28 protein-coding genes and 1 pseudogene are annotated in these 24,955 nt (G+C 71.9%); 17 read left to right on the forward strand and 12 right to left on the reverse strand.

The window, feature by feature from the left end; genetic code table 11:
- Positions 1 to 17: 17 nt before the first annotated feature.
- The 4 genes from QJ852_18045 to QJ852_18060 are packed head-to-tail and all read right to left on the reverse strand — an operon-like array spanning position 18 to position 3,244.
- Positions 18 to 164, reverse strand: coding sequence for a hypothetical protein (locus tag QJ852_18045; protein ID WGX95056.1), 147 nt, complete (start codon positions 162 to 164; stop codon positions 18 to 20).
- A gap of 16 nt (positions 165 to 180) precedes the next feature.
- On the reverse strand, positions 181 to 1,056 hold the full coding sequence (locus QJ852_18050; protein WGX95057.1) for an alpha/beta hydrolase: 876 nt from the start codon (positions 1,054 to 1,056) through the stop codon (positions 181 to 183).
- Entirely contained in the window at positions 1,053 to 2,000 is a 948-nt protein-coding gene (locus tag QJ852_18055) for a hypothetical protein (protein ID WGX95058.1), read from the reverse strand. The genes QJ852_18050 and QJ852_18055 overlap by 4 nt, the downstream gene beginning before the upstream one ends.
- Complete coding sequence (locus QJ852_18060) at positions 2,000 to 3,244, reverse strand: Rieske 2Fe-2S domain-containing protein (protein ID WGX95059.1); 1,245 nt, start codon at positions 3,242 to 3,244, stop codon at positions 2,000 to 2,002. Before QJ852_18060 ends, QJ852_18055 begins: the two co-directional genes overlap by 1 nt.
- Before the next feature lie 131 nt (positions 3,245 to 3,375).
- On the opposite strand from QJ852_18060, the gene QJ852_18065 reads away from it, so the two are divergent.
- The 3 genes from QJ852_18065 to QJ852_18075 all read left to right on the forward strand — a co-directional run bounded on the left by QJ852_18065 (position 3,376) and on the right by QJ852_18075 (position 5,280).
- Positions 3,376 to 4,368 (forward strand): NAD(P)/FAD-dependent oxidoreductase, encoded by a 993-nt coding sequence (locus tag QJ852_18065; protein WGX95060.1) that lies wholly within the window; start codon positions 3,376 to 3,378, stop codon positions 4,366 to 4,368.
- A gap of 16 nt (positions 4,369 to 4,384) precedes the next feature.
- On the forward strand, positions 4,385 to 4,726 hold the full coding sequence (locus QJ852_18070; GenBank protein WGX95061.1) for a ferredoxin family protein: 342 nt from the start codon (positions 4,385 to 4,387) through the stop codon (positions 4,724 to 4,726).
- 158 nt (positions 4,727 to 4,884) lie between these two features.
- Positions 4,885 to 5,280, forward strand: coding sequence for a Rid family hydrolase (locus QJ852_18075; protein WGX95062.1), 396 nt, complete (start codon positions 4,885 to 4,887; stop codon positions 5,278 to 5,280).
- A 26-nt stretch (positions 5,281 to 5,306) separates the two neighbouring features.
- Here QJ852_18075 and QJ852_18080 read toward each other — a convergent pair whose 3' ends face one another.
- Positions 5,307 to 5,882 (reverse strand): helix-turn-helix domain-containing protein, encoded by a 576-nt coding sequence (locus QJ852_18080; protein ID WGX95063.1) that lies wholly within the window; start codon positions 5,880 to 5,882, stop codon positions 5,307 to 5,309.
- A 133-nt stretch (positions 5,883 to 6,015) separates the two neighbouring features.
- Between QJ852_18080 and wrbA the strand changes: the two genes are divergently transcribed.
- From wrbA to QJ852_18110, 6 genes are all read left to right on the forward strand, one after another.
- The gene (wrbA, locus tag QJ852_18085; GenBank protein WGX95064.1) at positions 6,016 to 6,633 is read left to right on the forward strand and encodes an NAD(P)H:quinone oxidoreductase; all 618 of its coding nucleotides are present in this window, start codon (positions 6,016 to 6,018) and stop codon (positions 6,631 to 6,633) included.
- The gene (locus tag QJ852_18090; protein WGX95065.1) at positions 6,630 to 8,048 is read left to right on the forward strand and encodes an MFS transporter; all 1,419 of its coding nucleotides are present in this window, start codon (positions 6,630 to 6,632) and stop codon (positions 8,046 to 8,048) included. The genes wrbA and QJ852_18090 overlap by 4 nt, the downstream gene beginning before the upstream one ends.
- A 32-nt stretch (positions 8,049 to 8,080) precedes the next feature.
- Entirely contained in the window at positions 8,081 to 8,368 is a 288-nt protein-coding gene (locus QJ852_18095) for a DUF1330 domain-containing protein (GenBank protein ID WGX95066.1), read from the forward strand.
- Between the two features lie 61 nt (positions 8,369 to 8,429).
- Positions 8,430 to 9,146, forward strand: coding sequence for an MOSC domain-containing protein (locus QJ852_18100; protein ID WGX95067.1), 717 nt, complete (start codon positions 8,430 to 8,432; stop codon positions 9,144 to 9,146).
- 587 nt (positions 9,147 to 9,733) lie between these two features.
- Positions 9,734 to 10,195 carry a hypothetical protein gene (locus QJ852_18105; protein ID WGX95068.1) on the forward strand — a complete coding sequence of 154 codons (462 nt, stop codon included), beginning with the start codon at positions 9,734 to 9,736 and terminating at the stop codon, positions 10,193 to 10,195.
- A gap of 128 nt (positions 10,196 to 10,323) precedes the next feature.
- Positions 10,324 to 11,133, forward strand: a complete 810-nt coding sequence (locus tag QJ852_18110) for an SDR family NAD(P)-dependent oxidoreductase (GenBank protein ID WGX95069.1) — start codon at positions 10,324 to 10,326, stop codon at positions 11,131 to 11,133.
- A 219-nt stretch (positions 11,134 to 11,352) separates the two neighbouring features.
- On the opposite strand, the gene QJ852_18115 is transcribed toward QJ852_18110, so the two are convergent.
- Positions 11,353 to 11,739 carry a CBS domain-containing protein gene (locus QJ852_18115; protein ID WGX95070.1) on the reverse strand — a complete coding sequence of 129 codons (387 nt, stop codon included), beginning with the start codon at positions 11,737 to 11,739 and terminating at the stop codon, positions 11,353 to 11,355.
- A 160-nt stretch (positions 11,740 to 11,899) separates the two neighbouring features.
- Here QJ852_18115 and trxA point away from each other — a divergent pair, with 160 nt between their 5' ends.
- The 3 genes from trxA (at position 11,900) to QJ852_18130 (ending at position 14,814) form a co-directional block, all read left to right on the forward strand.
- Positions 11,900 to 12,247 carry a thioredoxin gene (trxA, locus tag QJ852_18120; GenBank protein WGX95071.1) on the forward strand — a complete coding sequence of 116 codons (348 nt, stop codon included), beginning with the start codon at positions 11,900 to 11,902 and terminating at the stop codon, positions 12,245 to 12,247.
- A gap of 114 nt (positions 12,248 to 12,361) precedes the next feature.
- Entirely contained in the window at positions 12,362 to 13,558 is a 1,197-nt protein-coding gene (locus QJ852_18125; GenBank protein WGX95072.1) for an FAD-dependent oxidoreductase, read from the forward strand.
- 410 nt (positions 13,559 to 13,968) lie between these two features.
- On the forward strand, positions 13,969 to 14,814 hold the full coding sequence (locus QJ852_18130; protein WGX95073.1) for a universal stress protein: 846 nt from the start codon (positions 13,969 to 13,971) through the stop codon (positions 14,812 to 14,814).
- Positions 14,815 to 14,925: 111 nt separating this feature from the next.
- On the opposite strand, the gene QJ852_18135 is transcribed toward QJ852_18130, so the two are convergent.
- The 3 genes and pseudogenes from QJ852_18135 to QJ852_18145 form a co-directional block, all read right to left on the reverse strand.
- Entirely contained in the window at positions 14,926 to 15,102 is a 177-nt protein-coding gene (locus tag QJ852_18135; protein ID WGX95074.1) for a hypothetical protein, read from the reverse strand.
- A 233-nt stretch (positions 15,103 to 15,335) separates the two neighbouring features.
- Positions 15,336 to 15,704, reverse strand: a complete 369-nt coding sequence (locus QJ852_18140) for a zinc-binding dehydrogenase (protein WGX95075.1) — start codon at positions 15,702 to 15,704, stop codon at positions 15,336 to 15,338.
- A pseudogene (locus tag QJ852_18145) lies at positions 15,691 to 16,317 on the reverse strand (zinc-binding alcohol dehydrogenase family protein). The gene QJ852_18140 and the pseudogene QJ852_18145 overlap by 14 nt, the downstream one beginning before the upstream one ends.
- Before the next feature lie 168 nt (positions 16,318 to 16,485).
- Between QJ852_18145 and QJ852_18150 the strand changes: the two are divergent.
- Positions 16,486 to 16,710 (forward strand): DUF1918 domain-containing protein, encoded by a 225-nt coding sequence (locus QJ852_18150; protein WGX95076.1) that lies wholly within the window; start codon positions 16,486 to 16,488, stop codon positions 16,708 to 16,710.
- Here the strand turns inward: QJ852_18150 and QJ852_18155 are convergent.
- Both QJ852_18155 and QJ852_18160 read right to left on the reverse strand, forming a co-directional pair.
- On the reverse strand, positions 16,620 to 19,205 hold the full coding sequence (locus tag QJ852_18155; GenBank protein ID WGX95077.1) for a cation-transporting P-type ATPase: 2,586 nt from the start codon (positions 19,203 to 19,205) through the stop codon (positions 16,620 to 16,622). The two genes, QJ852_18150 and QJ852_18155, sit on opposite strands and share 91 nt — an antisense overlap.
- On the reverse strand, positions 19,202 to 20,104 hold the full coding sequence (locus QJ852_18160; GenBank protein WGX95078.1) for a universal stress protein: 903 nt from the start codon (positions 20,102 to 20,104) through the stop codon (positions 19,202 to 19,204). The genes QJ852_18155 and QJ852_18160 overlap by 4 nt, the downstream gene beginning before the upstream one ends.
- A gap of 218 nt (positions 20,105 to 20,322) precedes the next feature.
- Between QJ852_18160 and gap the strand changes: the two genes are divergently transcribed.
- Together gap and QJ852_18170 are read left to right on the forward strand one after the other, a co-directional pair.
- Complete coding sequence (gene gap, locus QJ852_18165) at positions 20,323 to 21,321, forward strand: type I glyceraldehyde-3-phosphate dehydrogenase (protein WGX95079.1); 999 nt, start codon at positions 20,323 to 20,325, stop codon at positions 21,319 to 21,321.
- A 71-nt stretch (positions 21,322 to 21,392) separates the two neighbouring features.
- Complete coding sequence (locus QJ852_18170; GenBank protein WGX95080.1) at positions 21,393 to 21,536, forward strand: hypothetical protein; 144 nt, start codon at positions 21,393 to 21,395, stop codon at positions 21,534 to 21,536.
- Positions 21,537 to 21,555: 19 nt separating this feature from the next.
- Here the strand turns inward: QJ852_18170 and QJ852_18175 are convergent, their stop codons facing one another.
- Complete coding sequence (locus QJ852_18175) at positions 21,556 to 23,052, reverse strand: CYTH and CHAD domain-containing protein (GenBank protein WGX95081.1); 1,497 nt, start codon at positions 23,050 to 23,052, stop codon at positions 21,556 to 21,558.
- 159 nt (positions 23,053 to 23,211) lie between these two features.
- Here QJ852_18175 and QJ852_18180 point away from each other — a divergent pair, with 159 nt between their 5' ends.
- Positions 23,212 to 24,174 carry an ABC transporter ATP-binding protein gene (locus QJ852_18180; GenBank protein ID WGX95082.1) on the forward strand — a complete coding sequence of 321 codons (963 nt, stop codon included), beginning with the start codon at positions 23,212 to 23,214 and terminating at the stop codon, positions 24,172 to 24,174.
- Positions 24,113 to 24,907, forward strand: coding sequence for an ABC transporter permease subunit (locus QJ852_18185; protein ID WGX95083.1), 795 nt, complete (start codon positions 24,113 to 24,115; stop codon positions 24,905 to 24,907). Before QJ852_18180 ends, QJ852_18185 begins: the two co-directional genes overlap by 62 nt.
- Positions 24,908 to 24,955 lie beyond the last annotated feature (48 nt).

Below are 24,955 nucleotides of genomic sequence, written 5' to 3' on the forward strand. Positions count from 1 at the left end.
GCCGGGTCTCGGCGAGGTCAGGGCTGGTTGATCCGGGTGACCCGGGTGTTGATCCTGGTGCTGATCGCGGGTAGCACCGTCTGATGCGACGCGAGCCTGCGGCTGGCCACCCGTAGGCAGGCGAGTCCGGCGACGAGCGCGCCGAGTGCGAGGAACGGCTTCATCGGGGGTCCTTTCGGCTCAGGGATGGTCGATCGCGCGCAGGAAGCCGTCGACGACGGCGTGATAGGCGCCCGGGCGCTCCTCCTGCAGGTGGTGCGAGACGTGGTCCATCACGTGCAGGCTGCCGCGCGGCACCATCCGGGCGAGCATCATCGGGTAGTCGGGGGTGAGGAAGGCGTCCTCGCGGCCCCACAGGAAGAGGGTGGGCGCCTCGACCCGGCCGAGCTCGGCAGTGAGGTCCTGCCAGTCGCCGCGCGGCGAGTCCGATCTCGCGGCGAGCGCGCGCTCGCCGGGGTCGAGGCTCTGCCGCCAGCGCAGCTCGACCGTCTCGTCCGGCAGCCGGGCGCCGTCGTACCACTCCAGGCGGGTGATCAGCGCGCGCATCTTCTCGCGGGTGGGCCCCTCGCCGCCGTAGTAGACGTCGCGGGCGTTGCGGCCGCGGTGCCCGTTCTCCGGCAGGGGCGCGAGGGGGCCGTAGAAGACCGGCATGCTGCCGGTGATCACGAGCGAACGGACCCGCTCCGGGTACGTCGCCGCGAGGCAGAGCGCGATCGTGCCGCCCCACGAGTTGCAGACGATGTCGGCACGGGGCATCTCCAGCTCGTCCAGCAGCGCGACCGTCTTCGCGGCGTGGAAGTCCCACATCGGCCCGGTGATCCGGCACTTCTCGGACCGGCCGTACTGGAGCAGGTCCGGGACGACGCAGCGGCGGTCGGCGGCGAACAGCGGGACGACGGGACCGAAGTCGCTCCAGCCGGTGCAGCCGGGGCCGCCGCCGTGCAGGAAGAGCGTGTCCGGGCCGGTGCCGGCCTCGACGTAGTGGAACCGCACGCCGTCCGCGTCGGCGTACCGGCTCTCGGGGCGGGGGCCGGCGGCGGGCGAGGTCGGGCTCATGCTGCCGCCCCCATCCCGTCGATGACGGCGACGCCCATGCCGGTGAGCCACTCGGGCATCTCGGCGTAGGCGAGCGCCCGACCGGCGCGGAAGCCGAGCGCGGCGGCCATCACCAGCCAGGTGCGGAGCTCCTGGCCGCCGTTGCCTGCCCGTTCGGCGATCTGCTCGCTGCTCAGCTCGGCGTACCTGCGCAGCTCGCCGCGCTCCAGGTCGGCGAGGAAGTGCTCGTCGAAGTCGCGGAAGATGCACGGCTGCGCGGCCACGATGATCTCGCGGCGGCGCTGGTCGTAACGCTCCCACTCCCCGCGGCCGTTGAGCCAGGCGTCGACGAGGAACTCCTCGTCCGCGCCCTCGGGGTCCGTCCAGTCGGAGGGCCACGGCAGCTGGTGCGACAGCCCGCCCGACGCGACCACGGCGACCCGACGGTCGCCGCCGATCCGCGCCACGGCTGCGGCGATCGCCTCCCCCACCCCGGCGCAGCGGGCCGGGGTGGGCAGCGGGGTCGCGAAGACGTTGACCACGAGGGGTACGACGGGCACCTCGATCCCGTCCAGCAGGTACTGGATCGCGTGCGACTGACCGTGGTCGATCTGCAGCCGGGCCGAGATCGCGACGTCGATCCCGGCGCCGACGAGCTCGGCTGCGAGCTCCTGCGCGAAGGCCGGGTCCACGTGCTGCGGCCCCTTCGGAGTGCCCGCCTCACCCGCCGCGATCACCTCCCCCACACCGAGCGTGAACGACGGGATGAGGTCGAGCCAGAACCCGCGGAAGTGGTTGGAGCCGGCCAGCACGACCACGTCCGGCCGGGCCGCGGCCAGCCGGTCGCGGGCGGCGGCGAGGCCGGCGCGGAACGCCTCGGCCCGGTCGGTGTGCACGACCTGGTCCGCGTGCGTGTTCATCAGCGTCGAGTGGGAGGCGCCGACACCGAGGACGATCGAGGACATCAGCCCTCCTCCCGGGTGTCGGCGAGGCCCTGCTCCCGCAGCGCGGCGAGGCGCTCCTCGGTGACGTCCTCGGCGAGCCGGCGCCACTGCAGCAGCGAGTCGTCGGGGCGGTAGAGCTTCTCCGGCGGGGCGTCGGTGATCTCGACCATCCACTTGTCCTGTCCGGAGAACTGGCCGTGGAAGAGCCAGCGCACGGCGCCGAGGTACTTGGCGTAGAAGGGCAGCGTGCGCAGGCCCGCGCGGAAGTCGGCCAGCACGCCGACGTACAGGTGGCGGTCGGCGTCGATCGGCACGTAGAACTCGTAGTGGATGAACGTGGGATAGGCGATCCGCAGCACACCGGGCATGCTCACCGAGGCGAAGCCCGGGAACTCCTGAGCGGCGATGACCGGATCGATCTCGCGGTGACTGCTGGTGTTGCCGATATTGCTGGCCTGCTGCGGAGGCTTGGCCTTGTACCAGGCGAGGCCGGTCCAGCGGCCCAGGCCGGGGAAGTCGGCGGTCCAGTGCTGCTCCTCCTGGACCCGGTAGATCCAGCGGTCCCGCTTGACGATCCGCGTGGTGTTCCAGACCGGCATCGGCTTGAACATCCGCCACAGGGCCGTCCGGTGCAGGTACTTCGCGTGACCCTCGTCGTAGCCGTTCTCGACCGCGAAGCGCCAGTTGCCCTCGCGCGCCTGAATCCGCTGCCCCAGCACGGCCGGGTTCGACACCAGCTCCTCGGGCAGCTGCTCGTCGATCGGGTGCGGCTTCTCGCCGTCGCCGACGTAGACCCACACCATGCCGAGGCGCTCCTCGACGTCGTACGTCGGCTGGGTGACCTTGCCGCAGATGGGCGACTGCGGGCCGTCGGTGATCGCGGCGACCAGGTCGCCGGTCTCCAGGTCGAAGGTCCAGCCGTGGTAGACGCAGGAGATCGAGCCGGGGAACTGCTGGTTGCCGTTGCTCAGCGGTACCCCGCGATGCGGGCACCGGTTCCTCATCCCGTAGAGCCTGCCCTTGTCACGGATCACGAAGAGGTCCTCGCCGAGCAGGGTGACCCGGTGCGGCCGAGCGCCGACCTGGTCGGCGAAGCAGACGGGGTACCAGTAACCCCGGAAGCCGGCGGCCGCGGCCTGGTAGTGCGGCCAGGTCGACCAGTCCTGCCGCCCGGGCAGCCGGCCCTCGCGGTGCCGGGGCGGGCGGGGGCGACGGGCCTTCGCCGCTGCGCCCGGAGGCGCGGTGAGTGTGACGTTCTCGGTCATGGCGGCAGCCGACCATCGCCGCGTGGGGCCCGACAAGGGAAGTGGTCCGCTCAGCGATCCACGAGCCGCGACACCGGCCGGTCCGGGCGGCATCCTCGTCGGCGTCCACCCCGACCGAGGAGACCTCCCCCATGGATGCACCGCACCGGATCACCACCGACGTGCTCATCGTCGGCGCCGGGCCGACCGGCCTGTACGGCGCCTACTGCGCCGGCTTCCGCGGCCTGTCGACCGTCGTCGTCGACGTGCTGGCGCAGCCCGGCGGCCAGGTGAGTGCGCTCTACCCGGAGAAGGAGATCCGCGATGTCGCCGGGATCCCGGCGATCCGGGGACGAGACTTCGTTGCCGCGCTGGTCGCGCAGGCCGACGCCTACGGGCCGTCGTACCTCCTGGGGCGCCAGGCCGTCTCCCTCGGGTACGACGCCGAGCGCGCGCTGGTCACCCTCGACGACGGGAGCGTCGTGGCGGCCCGGGCAGTGATCCTGACCGCGGGCATCGGCACCCCGACGCCGCGGCCGCTGCCGTGCGGCGCGCCCTGGCGGGGACGCGGTCTGTCGTACTTCGTCCTCGACCCCGCGACCCATGCCGACCAGGACGTCGTGATCGTCGGCGGCGGCGACAGCGCGCTCGACTGGGCCGTGGCCCTGGAGCCGATCGCGCGGTCGGTGACGCTGGTGCACCGGAGGGCGGCGTTCCGGGGCCACGCGGCGACGCTGCAGCGGGTGCTGGCCGGTCCGGCCGCGCTGCACACCGACACCGAGGTCGTCGCGCTCGACGGCGACCTGGCCGCGGGCCGGCTGGAGAAGGCGACCCTGCGGGCGAAGGACGGCACCGAGACGGTCATCCCCGCGGACCACGTGATCGCCGCGCTCGGCTTCGTCAGCGACCTCGGGCCGCTGCGCGACTGGGGCCTGGAGCTGGACGCCCGCTCGGTCGTCGTCGACCGCGCGCAGCGCACCAGCCTCCCCCGCGTCCTCGCCGCCGGCGACCTCACCGGCCATGTCGGCAAGGTGCGGTTGATGTCAGTCGGCTTCGGCGAGGTCGCGACGGCGGTCAACCACGTCGCGGTCGACCTCGACCCCACCCTCACCCTCTTCCCCGGTCACTCGACCGACGGACCCTGACCCTCGAGGAGATCCCATGACCTACGTGATCGGCGCCGACTGCATCGACGAGCTGGACCGCTCGTGCATCGACGTGTGCCCCGTCGACTGCATCTACGAGGGCGACCGCAAGAGCTACATCCATCCCGGCGAGTGCATCGACTGCGGCGCCTGCGAGGTGGAGTGCCCGGTCTCCGCGATCGTCGTCGACCGGCTCGCCCGCACCGTCCCGGAGCAGGCCGTGCACCTCGACGACGCGCGAGTCTTCTTCACCGAGGTGCTGCCCGGCCGCGCCGAACCGGTCGGCACCCCGGGCGGCGCGGGACGCTACGGCGCGATCGGCGTCGACACGCCGCTCGTGGCGGCGTACGACGGCTGAGTCGCCGGGGGCTTTGCGTGGGAGCCGGCACCCGGCTCGCCCCGATCAATCCTGGATATGTATTGTCCTGTTATACGGACGGTCTACGCAGCCCCGCGGACGCGGACACCGACCCAGAGGCCCCACCCGGGTGCCATCGCGACCGGAAGGAACTCCCCATGACCGTCACCAGGACCAACCCCGAGGGACTCCACGACCCCGTGCGGTTCGGCTACAGCCACATCGCGGACACGGGCGGAGGGACCGTCTTCATCGCGGGCCAGTACGGATCGGGCCCCGACGGCCAGGTCACCTCCGACGACTTCGAGACCCAGGTCGAGCTCGCCTTCGCCCATCTCGTCACGGCCCTGCAGGCCGCCGGCCTCGACGCCACCCAGGTCGCCCGGCTCGGCACCTATGTCGTCGGGCACTCCGAGGAGCGGCTCCACGTCATCGGCGCGGCCCTGGCCCGGATCTGGGGCGACCAGCCACCGGCGCAGACGATGATCGGCGTCGCCGCCCTCGCCCTGCCCGGCATGCTGTTCGAGGTCGACGCGGTCGCCGTACGCGACTGACGGTCGCGTCCCGGCGCGCGGCGCGGTCAGTCCGTCGCGTCGCGCGCCGAGATCTCCCGCTGCACCACGTCGTCCACCCAGGCGCGCCAGTCGTCGACACTCCAACCGCACTGGGTCACCAGCAGGGCGTGGCTCTCCACCGACTCGACCGCGTAGATGACGTCGGCCAGGCGGGCCCGGTCGAGCCCCTCGCCTCCCGGACAGGCCGCGAACTGCTCGGCCAGCAGCCGGCTGAACTCCGCGCGCTGGGCACGCATCGTGGTCAACAGCCCGGAGACATCCGGATCGGCCTCCGCGGCCAGCATCGCCGCATAGAGCGGGGCCACCCGCGCGGTGCCGAGATACAGGGCGGCCAGCGCCTCCCGCCAGGCCGCGGCCGGCGAGGGCGCGTCACGAAGCGCGAGGAACCAGGCGCGCTCGGCAAGGGCGGCCGGGTCGTCGTCACCGGCCAGCGCCACGTCGTGAGCCGCGCCGAGCAGTCCGACCTTGGATCCGTAGGCCTGGTAGATCGTCTGCACGGCCACCCCCGCCTCCGCGGCGATGTCGACGATCGTCGTCCCCACGTAGCCGCGTTGCTCGAACAGCGCGGACGCGGCTCGCACGATCCGCTGTCGCGCCGCGTCGTCCCGCGGCCTACCCCGTCGCGCCGCCACCGGCCGCCCCTCTCGCTTGCCCGCAGGCAGTCTTCCAGATACATTTCAGAATGTCATTCTGGAATCTCGTTAGGATAATTCGATGCCCCGTATCGCCGTCATCTACTACTCCTCCACCGGCTCGGTGCACGCCCTGGCCGAGGCGTACGCGGGCGGTGCCCGAGAGGCCGGTGCCGACGTCCGCCTGCGTCGCGCCGCCGAGCTCGTCCCCGCCACCGTGATCGAGAGGAACAGCGCCTGGCGCGACCACCTCGCCGCCACCGCCCACATCCCGGAGGCGACGGTCGAGGACCTGGTCTGGGCCGACGGCTTCGCCCTCGGCACCCCCACCCGCTTCGGACAGCCCGCCGCCCAGCTCAAGCAGCTGCTGGACTCGACGAGCGCGGCCTGGCAGGCCGGACACCTGGCCGACAAGCCCGCGACCGGCTTCACCAGCGCCTTCGAGCGCCACGGCGGTCACGAGTCGACCCTGCTCGCGCTCTACCACACCTTCTGTCACTGGGGGTCGATCGTCGTACCGACGGGCTATGTCGACTACGACGCGGCCCACGCCGCCGGCGGCAACCCCTACGGCGTCAGCAGCATCGGTGGGGACGGGCCTCCGGACGAGCACGTCCTGGCCTGGGCCCGGCACCAGGGCCGGCGGCTCGCGGCCCTGGCCGACACCCTGGTCGGCGCGCGGGCGGACCGGGCGGCATGACCGGGTCGGGCACCGGCCGGTGGTGGGCGCTGGCCGCCCTGACGGGCGCCAACGTGCTGGTCTTCGCGTCCGTGACGATCATGAACGTCGCCCTGCCTGACCTCCGTACGGACCTGTCACTCTCCGCCGGCGCCGCCCGATGGGTGGTCACGCTCTACTCGCTCGTCTTCGGCATGCTCATCCTGCTGGGCGGGCGGCTCGGCGACGTCCTCGGCCTGCGCTCCTGCCTGGTCGCCGGCCTGGTGGGCTTCAGCGCGGCCTCCGTGCTCGGCGGGCTCGCCACGAACGCCGAGCTCCTGCTGCTCGCCCGGGGGCTCCAGGGCGGCGCGGGCGCCCTGGTCGCGGCCACCGCCGTGAGCCTGATGTCGGTCGCCTTCCCGACCGGCCGCGAGCGCGCCCTGGCGTTCGCGGTCCTCGGCATCGTCATGGGCGTGGGCACCCCCGGCTCCCTGCTCCTCGGGGGCCTTCTCGTCGACCTGCTGTCGTGGCGCTGGTGCCTGCTGGTCAACGTCCCGCTCGCGCTGCTCGCCGCGGTCGGCGTACGACTCTTCGCGCCGCCGGGCGATCGGCGGCCGGGGTCGCGCGTCGACGTCGCCGGGGCTGTCCTGGCCGTCCTCGGCCTGGCCGCGGTGGCGGGTGGTCTCGACCGGGCGACCGCGTGGGGCTGGTCGGACGCACGCACCCTGGGCCTCCTGCTCGGCGGCGCTGCCGGGCTGACCGCCTTCGCACTCGCTCTGCGCCGGGCGACCCACCCGCTGGTCCCGCCGTACCTGCTGCGGCGCCGGACCCGGAGCCTGGGCTATGTGGCCGCGTTCTTCGTGGGCGTGGCGATGTTCGCCGGGATGTTCGTGCTGACGGTCTTCCTCCAGGTGGCCCTGGCTCGCTCGCCCACCGAGATCGGCATCGCGTTCGCCCCCTTCATGCTCGGCGCGGTCGGTATCACCTGGACGCTGCCCGCGCTGCGCGCCACCTTCACCCCGGGCTCCGTCCTCGCACTGGGACTGACGGCAGCCGGCGGCGCCGTCCTGACGCTCGCGCTGCTCTCGGCCCGGTCGACCTACGTGACCGGCGTCCTGCCCGCGATGGTCCTGCTCGGTGTGGGCGGCACCATCGTGATGGTCACCGCGGCGGACCTGGCCACCGCCGATGCCGGAGAAGACAGCGGGGTGGCGGGGTCGATGGTCAACTCCGCCCAGCAGGTCGGCGCCGGACTCGGCACCGCGCTCCTCACCTCGGTCATGACCACCACCACCCACGCCGAGCTCACCCGCGGCGCCGAGCCCCTGGCCGCCGCCATCGCGGGCTACGCCCGATCGGGCATGGTGGGAGGGACGATCGTGATCCTGGCCGCCTGCCTCGTGTGGGCGATGTGCGCGCGGCCCGGCCCCGGAGCCGCCGCCCGGCCCGGTGCATGACCCCCCTGTCGAACCCCGGAGAGGACGGACCCATGTCCGCGTACTGGATCAACACCTTCACCGAGATCCGCGACCACGAGCGCCTCGAGCGCTACGCAGCGATCGCCGCGCCCGCCATGGTCGCCGCCGGAGGCCGGTTCCTCGCCCGCGGCAACCCGGCCTTCGTGTTCGAGGACGCCACCCCGCTGCGCACCACACTCATCGAGTTCCCCAGCGTGGAGGCGGCCCGCGACGCCTACGAGTCGCCGCAGTACCGCGAGGCGCTCGCCGTCCTCGGCGACGCCGCCACGCGCGAGATCCGGATCATCGACGGGATCTGAGCACGGCTCCGCCAGGCTGGGTTCCCTCCAGCGCGTCCGTGTCCGACAAGGAGACATCGCCATGACCCACGCCGCCGAACGTGTGCGTGCCCTGTTCCGCTATCCCGTGAAGTCGATGGCTGGCGAATCGCTCGCCGACGCCGAACTCGGCTGGCACGGGCTCGCCGGCGACCGGCGCTGGGCGTTCGTCCGTCCCGACCACGAGGCGCACGGGTTCCCGTGGCACACACCGCGGCAGGAGCCGCGGATGGTGCTCTTCGCCCCGCGGCTGCGGGACCCGGAGCGACCCGACGCGTCCGCCGTCGACGTACGCACTCCCGAGGGCGAGGAACTCGCCCTGACGGATCCCGCGCTGCCCGACCGACTCGGCGCAGGCCTCCGCCTGATGCGCCTGCATCGGGGCACGTTCGACTCGATGCCGGTGTCGTTGATCGGCACGGCGACGGTGGCCGAGATCTGTTCCCGCGCCGGCGTGGACCCGACTCCCGCCAGATTGCGTGCCAACCTGCTGGTGGAGACGCGAGTCCCGTTCGTCGAGGAGGGCTGGGTCGGACGCACGGTCCGGATCGGAGCCGCCCGGCTGCGCATGGACCGGCCCATCTCGCGCTGCGTGGTCATCGACGTCGACCCCGGGTCAGGACGCCGGACCCCGGGACTCCTGCGCACCCTCGCCGCCGAGCGCGACACGTGCGCGGGGGTGTACGCCACCGTCGTCACCCCGGGCCCGGTGCGGGTCGGGGACCTCGTCCACCCGGAGACCGGCCAGGGTCCGGGGTAGCCGGGTACCGCACCAGGGTCGATCTGCGACGACGCGGATCGGCGGCGGCTCCATGAGCTCGACGCCGACGCCGCGTAGCTCACCACGTAGCGAGGTTGCGCCGCCGACTCGCCGAGCTTGCGCCGCAGCCACGACAGGTGCAGATCGACGGTCTGGTCCGCACCACCCACGGCTGCTGCCAGACATCCGCGAGCAGCTGGACTCGTCGTCGCGTGCTGGTGCGACGATCACCGGGGCCGCCTTCAGGGCAACACTCACCTCGAGCACCCCGACACCATCCACGTCGGGCAGCCCGAGCTCCAGGACCACGACATCGGGGTGGATCCGAGCTGAGCTCGGTCATCGCGGCGCCACCGGTCGCCACGCTGGTGACAGCATGCCCGCGGCCGCCCAATCCGCGGACGAGTCCGGCGCGGATGGCGTCGTCGTCCTCGACCAGCAAGACCCGTGCCATGAGGTGAACCGTATGCGCGTGCGCCTCGCGACCGCCGTTCTTTGACGTGGATTTGAGGTTGCCTTGCACTGACCATGACAGGCCGTGCGGGAGGCTCGCAGCGCCTCGTTACCCAACCCGACGGAGGGCTCACATGTTCGACCTGGTCAACGGCCTGCCTCTTCACCCCCTCGTCGTCCACGCGGTCGTCGTCCTGCTGCCGATGGCGATCCTCGGCAGCGTGGCGATCGTGGCCCGTCCGACGTGGCGCCATCGCTACGGCCTTCTGGTCCTAGGGATCCTGCTCGTGGGCACGGCCCTCGTGCCGGTGGCCACGTCGAGTGGTGAGGCGCTGGAGAAGCGCGTAGGGGACCCGGGCAGCCATGCACAGCTGGGCGACCAGCTGATCTGGTTCGCTCTCCCTCTGCTGCTCCTGGTGGCCGGACTCATCTGGGCCGACCACCGGCCTCCCCGCGCCCGCGGCGCCGTTCGGATCCTGGCCACCGGCACTGTCGTCGCCGCGCTGGCCGCCGGTGTCCAGGTCTACCGGGTCGGCGACTCCGGTGCCCGTGCCGCGTGGGGCGACCAGGTGACGTCCGCCGTCAGCGCCGAGTGACCTGGCTGGACCGATCTCGGATCACCGGGGCGCCAAGGTGCCGGGCCGCAGCGGGTCTTTGGACCCTGTCCGCGCCGGCAACACGCGCGCACGCTGTTCGTGTCGAACGGACCACGAGAGGACCAGTCATGAGCATCAGCCCACCCAGCATCGCCGATCTCATCGATCTGAGCGGACGTACGGCGATCGTCACCGGCGGCGCCATGGGCATCGGCCGCGGCATCGTCGAGCGGCTCGCCGAAGCCGGTGCGTCCGTCGTCGTCGCCGATGCCGATCTCGAGGCCGCGGAGGCGACCGCCGAGGATCTCGTCGCACACGGGAGATCGGCGATGGCGATGTACGCCGACGTCGGTGACAGCGACGACGTGCACCGCCTGGTGGCCGACACCATCGGCTGGCGCGGCCGGGTCGATGTCCTGGTCAACGACGCAGGGATCTTCCCCAGCGTCCCAGTGCTCGACATGACGCCCGACGACTTCGACCGCGTCATCCGCACCAATCTCCGCGGCGTCTTCCTGTGCTCGCGCGAGGCCGCGCTGCGGATGCGCCACCAGGAGACCGGCGGCCGGATCATCAACGTGACCTCGATCGACGCACTGCACCCCTCCAGCGTGGGTCTGGCGCACTACGACGCCTCCAAGCACGGCGTCTGGGGATTCACCAAGAATCTCGCGCTCGAGCTCGCCCCGCACGGCATCTGGGTCAACGCCATCGCGCCCGGTGCGATCGCGACTCCCGGCGTCGCCGCCCTGCAGACGGCGGGAGGGTCCGGCGTCGACCCGAAGGCGGTCCTCGCTGCCTTCCTCGCCCAGGTTCCGATGCGACGGATGGGCGCACCGGACGACATCGCCCGCGCCGCCCTGTTCCTCGCCAGCGACCTCGCCTCGTACATCACCGGAGCGCAGATCGTCGTCGACGGTGGGCGTCTGCTGGCCTGAGCGGAGAGGCTGTGCCATGGGCGCCCATGAGGGCCTGCACCAGGCCGCCCCGCGCGAGATGCGCGCTCGGAGTGCCTGTAACGGCCCGGGTCAGCATGCCGCGAGGACACCCGTCGCCGGCACACGGCAATGAGTGCGATCCCAGGCGGACGTCCCATCGACCCGGCGCACGACGTCACCGGTCCTGGGTGTGCCGATGACCTCCTCCCCTGCCGAGCGTCAGTCGCCGGCCAGTGCTTCGACGACATCACGGCACGAGAGCATGCCGACGATCGCTTCGCCCCGGGTCAGGGGCAGGTGGCGGACGTCCGCAGCGGCCAGGAGCCGTGTGGCGTCGCGGACGGTGATCGTCTCCGGCGCGGTCACGACGTCATCGGTCATCGCCTCGCCCGCCGTGACGTGCTCCGGATCGGCGGCCTGCGCGAGGTGCGAGACGACATCGCGTTCGGACAGCACTCCAACCGGGTGGCCGTGCCGGGTCACCACCACGGCACCGACCTCCTCGGCACCGAGGACCTCGATCGCCTCCTGCAGTGTGCAGGAGTGGTCGACGGTCGCGACCGGCCACGACATCAACTCGGACGCGAGCACCTCGGACGGGGACATGAGACCTCCTGGCTCGGGATGGGACCCACGCTCGCACTGCATGCCCGCCCGCCGCAGGGCGCAAGGTCCCGACAGCCGAGGACTTCTGGCGGCGGAGGAACATTGCATCCCCCCAGGGGGTTATTTGGTTCGTACGCACACTCGCAGGGAAGGACAGCCCATGACCACCGTCGACCTCACCGCCGCCACCTTCGAAACCACCGTGCAGGACAGCCCGATCGTCCTCGTGGACTTCTGGGCCTCCTGGTGCGGCCCGTGCCGGATGTTCGCCCCCGTCTTCGAGCGCGCGGCCGTCGTCCACTCCGACGTCGTCTTCGCGAAGGTCGACACGGAGGCCGAGCGCGACCTCGCCGCGGCGGCCCAGATCACGTCCATCCCGACCCTGATGGCCTTCAAGGACGGTCGGCTGGTCTTCCGCCAGGCCGGCGCCCTGCCGGCGGCGGGCCTCGAGCAGCTGATCGGCGCCGTACGGAACCTCGCCCTCGACGACGTCGCCGACGCCTCTTGACGCCCGGGAGGACCTACGGCCCGCTCCGGCGGGCCGTAGGCCTCCACCCACGGGGGCCCGGACGCGGCTGAATGGAGGCATTCCAACCATCCAGCCAGCGCGAAGGAGAACGAGATGCGTCCACGGGTCGTCGTCCTGGGATCGAACTTCGGCGGCCTGACGGCCGCACTGGCGGTGCAGCACGAACTCGCGGGGGACGTCGACGTCATGGTCGTCTCCCCCAGCGACCGGTTCCTGTTCACCCCGAGCCTGATCTGGCTGCCCTTCGGCAAGCGGATGCCGTCAGACATCACCTTCCCGGTTGCTCCGACGCTGGAGCATGCGGGCATCGAGTTCGTGCACGCGGCAGCCACCGCCGTCGACCCGACCGCCCGCACCGTCACGACCGACGACGGCGCGGTCCGCGTCTACGACTACCTCGTGGTCGCCACCGGCTACCGCAACGACGAAGACGTCGTCCCCGGCCTGGAGAACACCTCCACCATCACCACGTTGGACCGGGCGATCGAGACGGGCGCAGCGTGGCGGCGGTTCCTGGCGCAGCCGGGAGACGTGATCATCGCGGCAACGCAGGGGGCGGGGTGCTTCGGGGCCGCCTACGAGTTCCTCTTCAACACCGCCCACCAGCTCAAGAAGGCCGGCCTGCGCGAGCAGACCCGGCTGACCTACGTCACCGCCGAGCCCTTCCTGGGCCACTTCGGCATCGGTGGCCTGCCCCACGGCGAGCAGCTCCTCGGCATGTTCTTGAAGAAGCAGGGCATCGAGTCCCGCGTCGGGATCGCGCTCGAGCGAGCAGAGGAGGATGCGATCGTCCTCGCGAACGGGGAACGACTCCCCTTCTCGTTCAGCATGGTCGTGCCTCCCTTCCTCGGGCAGGACTTCCTGCGCGCGTCGCGGCTGGCCGACGTCAAGGGCTTCGTGCCGGTGCGGCCGACGTACCAGAGCGAGAAGCACGACGAGGTCTACGCCGTAGGTGTGGCCGCTGCTGTCGAAGTGCCGTGGACGACGTCGGTGCCCGTCGGGGTGCCCAAGACCGGGTTCCCGACCGAGCAGCAGGCGCACGTCGCGGCCCGCAACATCGCGCACCAGGTGCGCGGCGAGGCACCCACGGAGGAACGCCCGTTCGGCGACATCAAGGCGGTCTGTGTGATGGACGCCGGGAACAACGGTGTCGTGATCCTGGCGGACAAGATGCTGCCGCCCCGCAAGCACGGCGTGCTCGTCCCCGGCCCCCAGGCCCACCTGATGAAGCTGGCTTTCGAGAAGTACTTCCTCTGGAAGATGGAGCACGGTTACGTGCAACTCCCCTGACGACCAAGGGGATCGGTCCGGACCAGCACCACCCGCCCGGGCACACTGCGGGGCCAGCACCGTCCCTCGGCCCGGGGCCGGCCCCGGTGTCGCAGCGACGCACGGTCATGATCAGGGCCAGGTCGTCGCCGCAGGCGCTGACGTAGCCGTCGATCAGCAGACCCGTCTCGCGGGCCCGGACCACACGCCTTCGCGCCTCCTCCATCTGCTCGCCATGCACGGCGCTGTGTCCCACCCAGCCCCCGGTGTCGGCCTTGATGGTGCTCAACGTGACCATCGTCCGTCCTTTCCGTCGGTTGACCTCCATCCAGTCCAGAGCCGCCGCGCGACCCGCTCCACGGCCTTCCGGCACTCACCGGTAGTGCCCTTTGGCCCTACTGGTCGCGTTCGTGACGGCGCAGGCTGACGCCATGACGGACAGCCCTCCCCGCATCGTCGTCGGGTTCGACGGATCCTCCGGCGCGGCCGCCGCCCTCACCTGGGCTGCCGAGAACGCCGCCCCACAGTCCGACGTCCACGTGGTGCTCGTCGGCACCGCGATGGACCCGGTCGTCGGCCACTACCGCGACGAGATGGACAGGGCGGTCCAGGGCTGGCGCGAAGCGGCCGAGGAGCAGCTGCAGGTGCTCGGACTCCTCGAAGCCATCGTGGAGGTCCGCCCGGGACCAGTCGTCCCCGAGCTGCTCCGTGCCGCCGAGAGGGCCGACCTGGTGGTCGTCGGGAGCACCGGACACGGGCTGACAGCGGGCACATTGACCGGATCGGTCAGCCAGCACGTCGCACGACACGCACCGTGTCCCGTCGTCGTCGTGCGTCCCCGGCACTCGAAGGTCGTGGACCGGATCGTGGTCGGCGTCGATGATTCTGCGGCGTCCGCACGCGCGTTGCGGTTCGCCTGCGAGCGAGCCCGGCGTACCGGCGAGGGCCTCACCGCTATCCACGGCTACTTCTCGGTGCTCGCCCACGTGCTGACCTTCGACGGCGCCGAGTCGGAGGTCGCCGACCGCCGGCTGGCCGCCGCGGAGGAGCTGGTCAAGGACCTGTGCCGCGAGTGCACCGCCCAGTTCCCCGACGTCGAGATCGTCTCGGAGGCGATCCCCGTGCGGGCCGGGCCGGTGCTCGTCGACGCGAGTCGGGCCGCGTCGCTGGTCGTCGTCGGGTCACGCGGCCGCGACGCGTTCTCGGAGATGCTGCTCGGCTCGGTCAGCCAGCACGTCCTGACCCACGCCCAGTGCCCGGTGGCCATCGTCCGGTGAGCCGCCCATCATCTCGTCACCATGACGACCGAAGAGAGCGGGAGGCACGCGAAGCCCCGGCACGTCGAGGCCGAGCTTCACGATGTGACCGAGGCCCCCGCGCGTCCTGCATCATTCGACGCCCTTGGCAGGGATGAGGGCGAGAGCGAGGGGGACGGCCGCGTCGATCTCGTCATCGGGCACGACGTGCACGCCGTCCTCCGGCCAGGGGAACTCCTCCGCCGAGGCGATCCGAGGCCGCCGGCGCGAGCCCGATCCTGCGACGAACTGTTCCGCCAGCGCCGCCATGGCGCTCCCCTCCTCGGTGACCGTTCCTGCACAGGGTGGCCGGCCCGTCGACGCGGTCGCTGCATCCGTCATGACGACGGCGGATCTGTGGTCGGTGACCACCATCACTTCGCGGCTGCCGGCGGGCCGGCACTTGCGGGTTCGACCGGTCGAAGGACCGGGGTCTGCCGCATCTCCGATCATGCTCTTCCCCGGCAGGTCACGGCAGGACCGAAGGTCATGGCTGGCGGGACCTAAGGTCCTGCCGGTGCGGTGACCACCGCGGCACCCGCGAACCTGCCCCGCGCCAGGTCCTCCAGCGCGCGATCGACCGCGGAGAACGGGTAGGTCGTGACCGAGGGCCGCACCTCGAGCTCGGCGGCGAGCCGCAGCAGTTCCTCGCCGTCCGCTCGGGTGTTGGCGGTGACCGAGGTCAGCGTGCGTTCGCGGAAGAGGTGCCGCTGGTAGTCCAGTGCTGGAATGTCGCTGAGGTGGATCCCCGCAACGGCGAGGGTGCCGCCCTGGTCGAGCGCTTCGAGAGCGACCGGGACCAGCTCGCCCGCCGGCGCGAACAGGATCGCGCTGTCGAGTGGGCAAGGCGGGCGCCCGTCAGCGGGACCCACGGACGTCGCACCCAGAGCGAGTGCAAGCTCCCGTGCCGGCGTCGCGGGTCAGCACGTGGACCTCGGCTCCCTGCCGAATCGCGATCTGCGCGGTCAGGTGGGCGCTGGCGCCGAACCCGTAGATCCCGAGCCGGCCTCCCGCAGGCAGCTGGGCGCGACGCAACGCGCGGTAGCCGATGATTCCCGAGCACAGCAGCGGCGCCGCCTCCTCGTCGGAGAAGGCCGCCGGCAGCTCGTAGGCGAACGCTTCCGGCACCACGGCGTACTCGGCGAACCCGCCGTCGGCGTCCCAGCCGGTGAAGGCCGCGCGGACACACAGGTTCTCGGCACCGCGGCGACACGACGCGCAGAGCCCGCAGGTCGAACGCAACTAGGCCACGCCGACCCGCGCACCGGCACCGAGCCGCGTGGCAGCCGCACCCGCTCCGACCACGACTCCGACCACCTCGTGGCCCGGTACGACGCCCGGGCGCCGCGGCGGGAGCTCGAGATCGGCGAGGTGCAGATCGGTTCGACACACGCCGCAGGACGTCACCCGCACCAGCAGCTCGTCGTCCCCGGGGAGCGGCACCGGCCGGTCCACCGGCCGCAGCCGCCCGATCCGGCCAGGCATCCCCGACACCTCCCATGCGCGCACCCTCCCATCGTGCGCGGGCCACTCAGAGAGCGGCAGGGACACACGTCACCTGCGCGCGAGGACCTCTGGCACTGTCGGCCGGTCCCGCCACGTCCGAGAGTCGAGATGACGGACGCGTCCGCGTCCCGAGCAGAGGAGCACGGCATGTACGCATCCGTCGGCGATCGCCTGATCGTCCGCAGCAACCGCGTCGGCGGCCCGGTCCGCGACGGCGAGATCCTCCAGGTCCGGCACGCCGACGGCAGTCCGCCGTACGTCGTGCGCTGGTCGGACAACGGTCACGAGTCGGTCTTCTTCCCCGGCCCCGATGCCGAGGTCCACCACTTCGCGCCCGGCCTGGCGCCCGATTCCGGCGACGACGCGGGCTGAGCCACTCGGTGCCGAGCGGCGCTCACCTTGACGACCGCCGCCGGGAGCGCCGCGAGGACGAGCACGGTGCCCCAGGCCGCCGGTTCGACCGTCCGGGTCCCGAGCAGGTCCTGCAACGGCGCCCACGAGGCGGCGAGTACCTGTAGGCCGACGGCCGCGGCCACCGACAGCTCGAGCGCCCGCTCGGCCAGCCCGCGGGTCGTTCGCGGTGCGCGAAGGGCGATGGCGAGGGCGAGCTGCGCGAGCCCCAGTGTCAGGAACACGACGGTGGTGGTGTGCCACGAGTAGGCGGACGCCAGCAGGCCGGCGGTGATGCTGACGATCGCGATCAGGACTCCTCCGGCGAGGATCCGCCGGACCAGGCCATCCCCGAGTACCGATCGCTCCGGCGACGGCGACGGCCGCTGCATGAGGCCGGGATCCAGCGGTTCGCCGCCGAACGCCACTCCGGGGATGCCGTGCGTCAGCATGTTGATCCACAGGATCTGCCCCGGCAGCAGCGGCGTTGCGATCCCGACGAACGGCGCGAGCAGGATGACCAGCACCTCCGCCAGACCTCCGGAGAGTCCGTAGCGGAGGAACGTCCGGATGTTGGCGTAGATCCGACGTCCCTCGGCCACGGCCGTGACGACGGTGCGCAGGTCGTCGTCGGCCAGCACGAGGTCTGCCGCCTGGCGGGCCACCTCGGTCCCGTGCCGTCCCATCGCGACCCCGATGTCAGCGCGCCGGAGTGCGGGTGCGTCGTTCACCCCGTCACCGGTCATCGCGACGACGTGCCCCTGCGCCTGCCAGGCGTCGACGATGTCGACCTTCTGCTCGGGATGCGTGCGTGCGTACACGTCGATGTGCTCCACCCGGGCGACGTGCTCCCCCCGCGCGACGGCGTCGCCCTCGACGACCTCGCCGCCTGGTCCCGCGATTCCCACCGCCCGGGCGACGGCCAGCGCGGTCTCGGCGTGGTCGCCCGTGATCAGGAGCGGCCGGATCCCGGCAGCACGGCAGGCACTGATCACGGCCGCCGCGTCGTCTCGGGGCGGGTCGATCATGCCGACGAGACCCACGAGCTCGGCCGCACCGCGATCGGGCACCTCGATGACCGCCAGCACTCGGAATCCCGCCCGGGCCAGAGCGTTCGCCTCGGCACGCGCCAGATCCGCTCCGCCCGCGTCACCGAGCCGGTTCAGGACCACCTCGGGAGCGCCCTTGACCACCGTCAGGCGTACTCCCGCGCCGTTCTCGTGCACCGTCGTCATCGACCGGCTCTCGCTGTCGAACGGGGTCTCGTCGACCCGGCGCCACTCGAGCGGAGCGTCCAGGAGGGTCTCGTCCAGCCGGGCCGCGGCGATCAGCAACGCGACCTCCAGCGGGTCGCCGATCCCGGACCACAGGTCGTCCACGGGCGTCAACCGGGCGTCGTTGCACAGGACCACGTCGCGCAGCAGCCGCTCCAGCGCCGACCCTTGCGCGCTGGTCCCCCGCACCGCACCGCCGCGTCCGTACGCCGACCCGTCCACGTCGCAGGCGCCCTCGACCGTCCAGGTACGACGCACCGTCATCCGGCCCTCAGTCAGGGTGCCCGTCTTGTCGGAGGCGAGGACCGAGACCGACCCCAGGGTCTCCACGGCCGGCAGCCAGCGGACGATCGCCGATCGCCGTGCCATCCGGAGCGCACCGAGCGCGAGTGCCACCGAGACCACGGCCGGGAGGGACTCGGGGATCGCCGCGACAGCGAGGCTCACGGCGAGGATGAGGGAGTCCGCCAGGGCCGCCCCCCGGAGCACCGCCAGCACGAGCACCAGGACGGCGAGTCCTGCCGTCAGCCACACCAGTTGCCGGGACAGGCGGGAGAGACGACGCTGCAGGGGCGTGGGACGCAGTCCGGTGGCCGCGATCAGGCCGGCGATCCGGCCCAGGCCGCTGGCCGCGCCGGTACGCACCACCTCGGCCACGGCTCGACCACGGGTGACGACCGTCCCCGAGAGCACCTCCTCACCGCTACGACGACGCACGGGCACCGACTCGCCCGTCATCGCCGCTTCGTCGATCTCCAGCGCGACGGCCTCCGTCAACGCGAGGTCGGCAGGAACCACGTCCCCGGCCTCCAGCCGTACCTCGTCACCGACCACCAGCCTGGCCGCGGGCAACACGACGATCTGGCCGTCTCGGAGTACCCGGACCTCCGGAGAGGCGAGCTCGTCCAGCACCGCGACCGCGTGCTCGGCACGCACCTCCTGGACGACACCGATGATCGTGTTGAGGACCACGACCGCGCCGATGATGGTCGCGTCGACCCGATCCCCCAGGGCCAGCACGACGGCCAGCGCCGCACACAGCAGGACGATCATCGGATCGGCCAGTTGGCGTGCCGCCCTGCCGAGCAGGCTACGGGGGGCGGCGCGGGGAACCACGTTCTCGCCGTCCCGCTCGAGCCGCCGGGCGGCCTCGCCCGAGGTCAGGCCGCGGTCGTCGTGGACCGATGGGCCGATCGCCGTCATCCGTCGACACTCGTGGCGAGCGGAACGACTTCCACGGGCACGTGCGACGACCGCAGCACCGCCCGGGCCGTCGCACCGAGATGCGCCCAGTGCAGCGGACCGTGCGGCCGCCGGCCGATGATGAGGAGATCACTGGCCTCCGCTGCTGCCACCAGCGCGTGGGCCGCCTGACCGTGCACGACCACGGTCTCGACACCCACACCGGGGTAGGCACGCCGCCACTCGTCCAGGAGGGTGGACAGCAGGTGTACTGCGGCCGCGCGCCACTCCATGATGTACCGGTGGGGGTCGATCACGTCGCTGTTCGGCACCGGCAGGTCCCCCGCGTGGATCACTGTGAGCCGGGCGCCGCGCTGGGCCGCGCGCTCGAAGGCGCGGCTGAGCAGGGGGCGAGCGCACCCCTCGGACTCGATGCCGACCACCATTCGCCCCTGCTCGACCAGGTCCCAGTCGCCGGGTGCGACGACCGTCGGGACCGGCGCGCGCCCCGCCACCGCAGCCGTCGTCGCACCGGTCAGCAGTCGCTGCAGGCCGGTTCTCGCCTCTCGGCCCAGGACGATCATCTGCCCTGCGCACGCGGCCTCCACGATCTCGTCGACCCGTGACCCGGCGACGAGGACGGTCTCGACGCGAAGGCCCGGCTCGAGCGCGCGTGCAGTGGACTCGGCCTCAGCCAAGATCGTGCGTCCCTGGGCCTGCAGACCCTGCGCGATCTCCGGCTCGGTCTCCGGCGCGACGCTGAGCATCGGCTCAGTGAGCGCCCCCGCCGGCGCGACGTGGACGAGCCTGAGGAGCACCGAGCGACGTCGGGCCTCGTTGATGCCGTAGCGCAGGGCGCCGGCACTGCGCTGGGTGCCGTCGGTCGCAACGACGACCGGGGCGTGCTGGTCGTCCATCATGGCTCAGCCTCCTGGGATCGCGAGTGGGTCACTGTTGATCGTGTCGACCCGAGGGCCCGCGTTGCAGGGTCCGCCGCCCGGCCGCCAGGGGCCTTTGGTCCCGCGACCTCGTGCCGGACGCCTCCGGCCCCGCCGCCCGCACCCGGCAAGGCTGGCACCTGGCGTGCCGGTACCTGGCGCACCGGCACGCACCCACCCATCTGAGCGAGGAGACGACGATGGTCCGGATCGGTATCAACGGGACAGGACGCATCGGCAGGGCGTTCCTGAGGCTGGCCGCCACAGAGTCCGATCTCGAGGTCGTGGCGGTCAACGACCTCATCGAGGTCACCACCCTGCGCCACCTGTTACGCAGGGACAGCACCTTCGGCCCGTTCCCCGCCCCTCTCGAGGTCGGCGGCGACGACCTCCTGGTGGTGGGCGACCGCAAGGTCGCGGTGACCCGGAACGCCGACCCCGGAGGCATCGACTGGTCGGCATACGACGTCGACGTGGTGCTCGAGAGCACCGGCCGATTCCGCAGCAGACAGCTCGCGCAGGTCCACCTCGCTGCAGGAGCGCGAAAGGTGGTTATCTCCTCGCCCGGTCAAGGCGTCGACGCCACGATCGTGATGGGCGTCAACGACGACACGTACGACCGGGATCGACACCACGTCGTCTCGAACGCCTCCTGCACGACCAACTGCGCCGCACCGATGGTCAAGGTGCTCCACGATGTGTTCGGGATCCAGCACGGACTGATGACGACGGTCCACGCCTACACGAACGACCAGAACCTGCTCGATGCCCCTCACCAGGATCCCCGGCGGGCCCGCGCCGGAGCGGTCAACATCATCCCGACCTCGACGGGAGCAGCCAGGGCGGTGGGTGAGGTGATCCCTGCAGTGGCGGGTCTCCTCGACGGACGGGCGCTGCGGGTCCCGGTCGTCGACGGTTCGATCGTCGACCTCAGCGTCGTCCTCGACCGCAACGCCACGGCGTCCGAGGTCAATGCGGCCTTCTCAGTGGCGGCGAGGAAGGGACCGCTGGCCGGTCTGCTCTCCTACGAGGACGAGCCGCTGGTCTCCTCCGACGTCGTCCGGGACCCGTCGTCGTGCGTGTTCGACAGCACCCTCACCCAGGCCTCCGGGCAGCTGGTGAAGGTCTTCGGCTGGTACGACAACGAGTGGGGCTACGTCAGTCGGCTCGCCGACCTGGTCAGGCTGGTGTGTCGATGAGCGGCTGCGGCGAGCCCATTCCGGGCCGCGGAGTCATCCACTGGGAGATCGGCACCCGGGATGCCGCGCGCATGCGAGCCTTCTACGCGGACCTGTTCGGACGGGAGCTCGAGGACACCGGGCCCGGATACACGTTGGTAGTCCCCCGCGGCGGCGTCGTCGTCGGCGGCGGCGGCTTCCTCGCTCCCTTGACCAGCCGGTCTCGACAGGCCTGACCGGCCTCGACGATCGCCCTCACACGAGCCAGCGCGCGCTGGTCGAGTGCCGGACCTGCCACCATCCCTCGCGGTAGATCGCGCTCTCCACGGCCTGCTGGTCCTCCAACTCGCCGATGATCCTGGACACGCCGGCAGCCCGGGGCCACTCCTGTCCGAGTCGGGCGACGGCTGCTCTGGCGACGGCCTCGTCGTGGTGCAGCCCGAGTGAGTCCTGCAGCGCGGACATCGCGTCAGCGAGGTCTCTCGCACGATCACCGAGACACGGCTCGGCGGCCTCCGCCGCGTAGCGCAACCGCTTGGCCACCTTCCGCACCTCGTGCAGCGCCTCATCGCGGCGGCCCGCCGGGGCGTGCTCGGCTGCGGTCGCCGCGGCCTGGAGGCGTTCCCACTCCGCGCGCAGGCCCCGACGAAGCTCACCGCGTGCGTGTCGCTCTGCCCTGGACGACCACGGTGGCCACCCGGCCGCGGCGAGAGCCAGCACCAGCGCGTCGTACCGCTCACTGTCCAGCGCGACGCGCGCCGCGCCACGCGCAGCGTCCAGGTCTTCGGACAGGGACTCGTCGATCCACCCCTCCTGCGCCGCATCGGGAGCCTCATGGCGGGCGACCAGTGCCCCGAGATGGTCGCGCAGCACCTCCAGGTCCCGCTCCCGCCCCAGGACGTCGACCAACCAACCCAGCTCCTTGCGGATCTCCCGGGCAGCCCGGCGGTCGAAGTCACGGCGGTAACAGGCCAGGGCGGCCCGGATCCGCCGGCAGGTGACGCGCATCTGGTGCACCGCATCGGGCAGGTCGGCGCGCACCTGGGGGTCGAGCTGGCGCAACCGACGCACCTGCGCGCCGAGGTAAGGGGCGAGCACATCACGAACGCTCGGGCGGCTCCGTCCCTGCCCGAGCGCCGACCTGTCAGGCAGGACGTCCAGCACGTGGGCAAGCTTGGAGGCGTACGTCGCCGGTGTTGCACCCGCGCTCCGGAGACGTGCCGCGGCAGCGTGGGCCAGCTCGCGGTCCTGCCGGACGAGCTCGATCTCCCACTCTCGCCACACCAGCCGCGTCCCCCGCCCATCGTGCCACCGCTCCCCGACGACACGGTCGTCGCAGACCTCGGCCACCACGCGGCCCGCCGCATCGACGAGGGGAATCACCGTGCGTCGCGTGCGGATCGTGCCGACTCGTTCCAGGGCAGCGCGCCGGGTCGTGCCGCTCAGCAGATCCTCGAAGCACCGAGGAACCCGCTCGTCGTCACCCAGCGGTACCCGCAGCTCGTGACGCCCGGAGTCTCCCGGCAGCTTCAGGTGCCACCCTGCGTCGTCGCCCCCACGGCGACGACGCAGGGTGATCCCCAGCGCCACCAGGTCGAGACCGGGCGAGTCGTAGTAGGAGGCCTCGAGGTTTATCTCCCGCGAGACTCCGACCGCGCTCACGTGGGGCAGGCCGGCCAGATCCGGCAGCGGCGTGTCGACTGCGACGTCGAACTTCGACTCGATCTCCAGGACGTGGCTCTCGACGCTCATGCTTCCTCCACCCACAGTGGTTCGGGAGCCATCGTGTCGTGGTCAGGGCCCGATGGCAGGGGTCCAAGGTCCCGCTCCGGGCGGCAGTTCGCCCCTGATCCGGGCCTGCCGGGGACCGCGACGATGGAGCACCGAGAGCAGGACGAAGGGAGACCCGCCATGGGATCGGGACGTGTCGCCGTCCGGACGTGCGGCCTGAGCAAGCGGTTCGGGAGGAACGTCGCCCTGGCCCGTCTCGACCTCACCGTCGCGGCGGGCACGATCTGCGGCTTCCTCGGACCCAACGGTGCCGGCAAGACCACCGCCATCAAGCTGCTCGCCGGGCTCTACCGGCCCACGGCCGGTACCGTCGAGGTCCTCGGGCAGGACGTGTCCCGGGCCCGCGACCGGGTGCAGGCCTCGATCGGCTACCTGCCCGGCGACTTCACCGGGTACGCCGACCAGTCCGGTCGCCGCTTCCTGCGCCTCGTCACGGACCTGCGCGGCGGGGTCGACCCGTCGTTCGTCGCCGAGCTCGCCGCGCGGCTCGAGGTCGACCTCGACCGTCGGATCGGCACGCTCTCCCGGGGCAATCGCCAGAAGATCGGCATCATCCAGGCCTTCATGCATCAGGCCCCCCTGCTCCTGCTCGACGAGCCGACGAGCGGCCTGGACCCGCTGATGCAGCGGGAGTTCCACCTGCTGCTCCGCGAGGCGAGGGACCGCGGCCAGACGGCGCTGTTGAGTTCGCACGTGCTCTCCGAGGTCGCCGAGGTCGCCGACGACGTCGCCATCCTCCGCGAGGGCACACTGCTCGACCTGCGCTCGATGGCGGAGCTGCGCTCCGGTCTGACCCGACGGGTCGATCTCCGGTTCGCTGACGACGTTCCTGCGACCACGATCCGGCAGGTCGCCGGCGTCCGCAACCTGGACGTACGTGGTCCGACCGCACGGCTCGACCTCGCCGGAGAGGCGGCCGGACTGCTCCGGGCCGTCCTGCCCCACGATCTGCGCGACGTGCACATCCACGACACGGACCTTGCCGATGTCTTCCTCGGCTACTACACGAAGGAGGCCCCTCGTGCTCACGATCTGCCGCAAGGCGCTGTGGGACCAGCGACGCACGCTGCCCGCCTGGGCTAGTGGCCTCGTCCTCTCGATCGTCCTCGAAGCGGCGATGTGGCCGTCGATCTCGTCGATGTCCTCCCTCGACGCCTACCTGACCGAGTTCCCCGACGCGCTCAAGGACATGTTCGCGATCGACCAGATGTCGACCGGCACCGGCTTCCTCAACGCCGAGCTGTTCTCCTTGATGCTGCCCCTGTTGTTCGTGATCTTCGGGATCCTGCGCGGTGCGCGCGGCATCGCCGGCGAGGAGGAGGCCGGCACGCTCGACCTGCTGCTGGTGACACCCCTGTCCACCACGCGGCTGCTTCTCGGCGAGGCCCTCGCCCTCACCGTGGCGGTGGTGGCGCTCGGCGTCGCCACGGTCGGCGGCACCCTGGCCGGCAGCGCTCTGTTCGACCTGGGAATCCCGGCGCGCTCGGCCGTCGCGGGCGCGAGCGCGTGCACGTTGCTGGGGCTGGTGCACGGTCTCCTGGCCCTGACGGCCGGCGCGATGCTGGGCCGGAGGGGGGCCGCCATCGGCGTGGCGACGACGGCCGCGCTGGCGGCGTACGTCTTGTACGTGGGCGGACTCTTCGTCGACGGGCTGTCCGATGTCCGTGTCATCTCCCCCTTCCACCAGGCGCTGCACGCAGGTCCACTCGCCAGCGCCTTCCCCGCGTCCTTCCTGTCGCTCGTGCTGGCGTCGGTCGGCCTGGTCGTACTTGCCCTCCCCCTCTGGGCACGGCGGGACATCGGCGCGCATCGCTGAAGAGGTCGGCGAGCCGGATCAGGACGCGTAGCCCGTGCCACCGGGACC

The organism is Nocardioides sp. L-11A (assembly GCA_029961745.1).
Taxonomy (GTDB): domain Bacteria; phylum Actinomycetota; class Actinomycetes; order Propionibacteriales; family Nocardioidaceae; genus Nocardioides.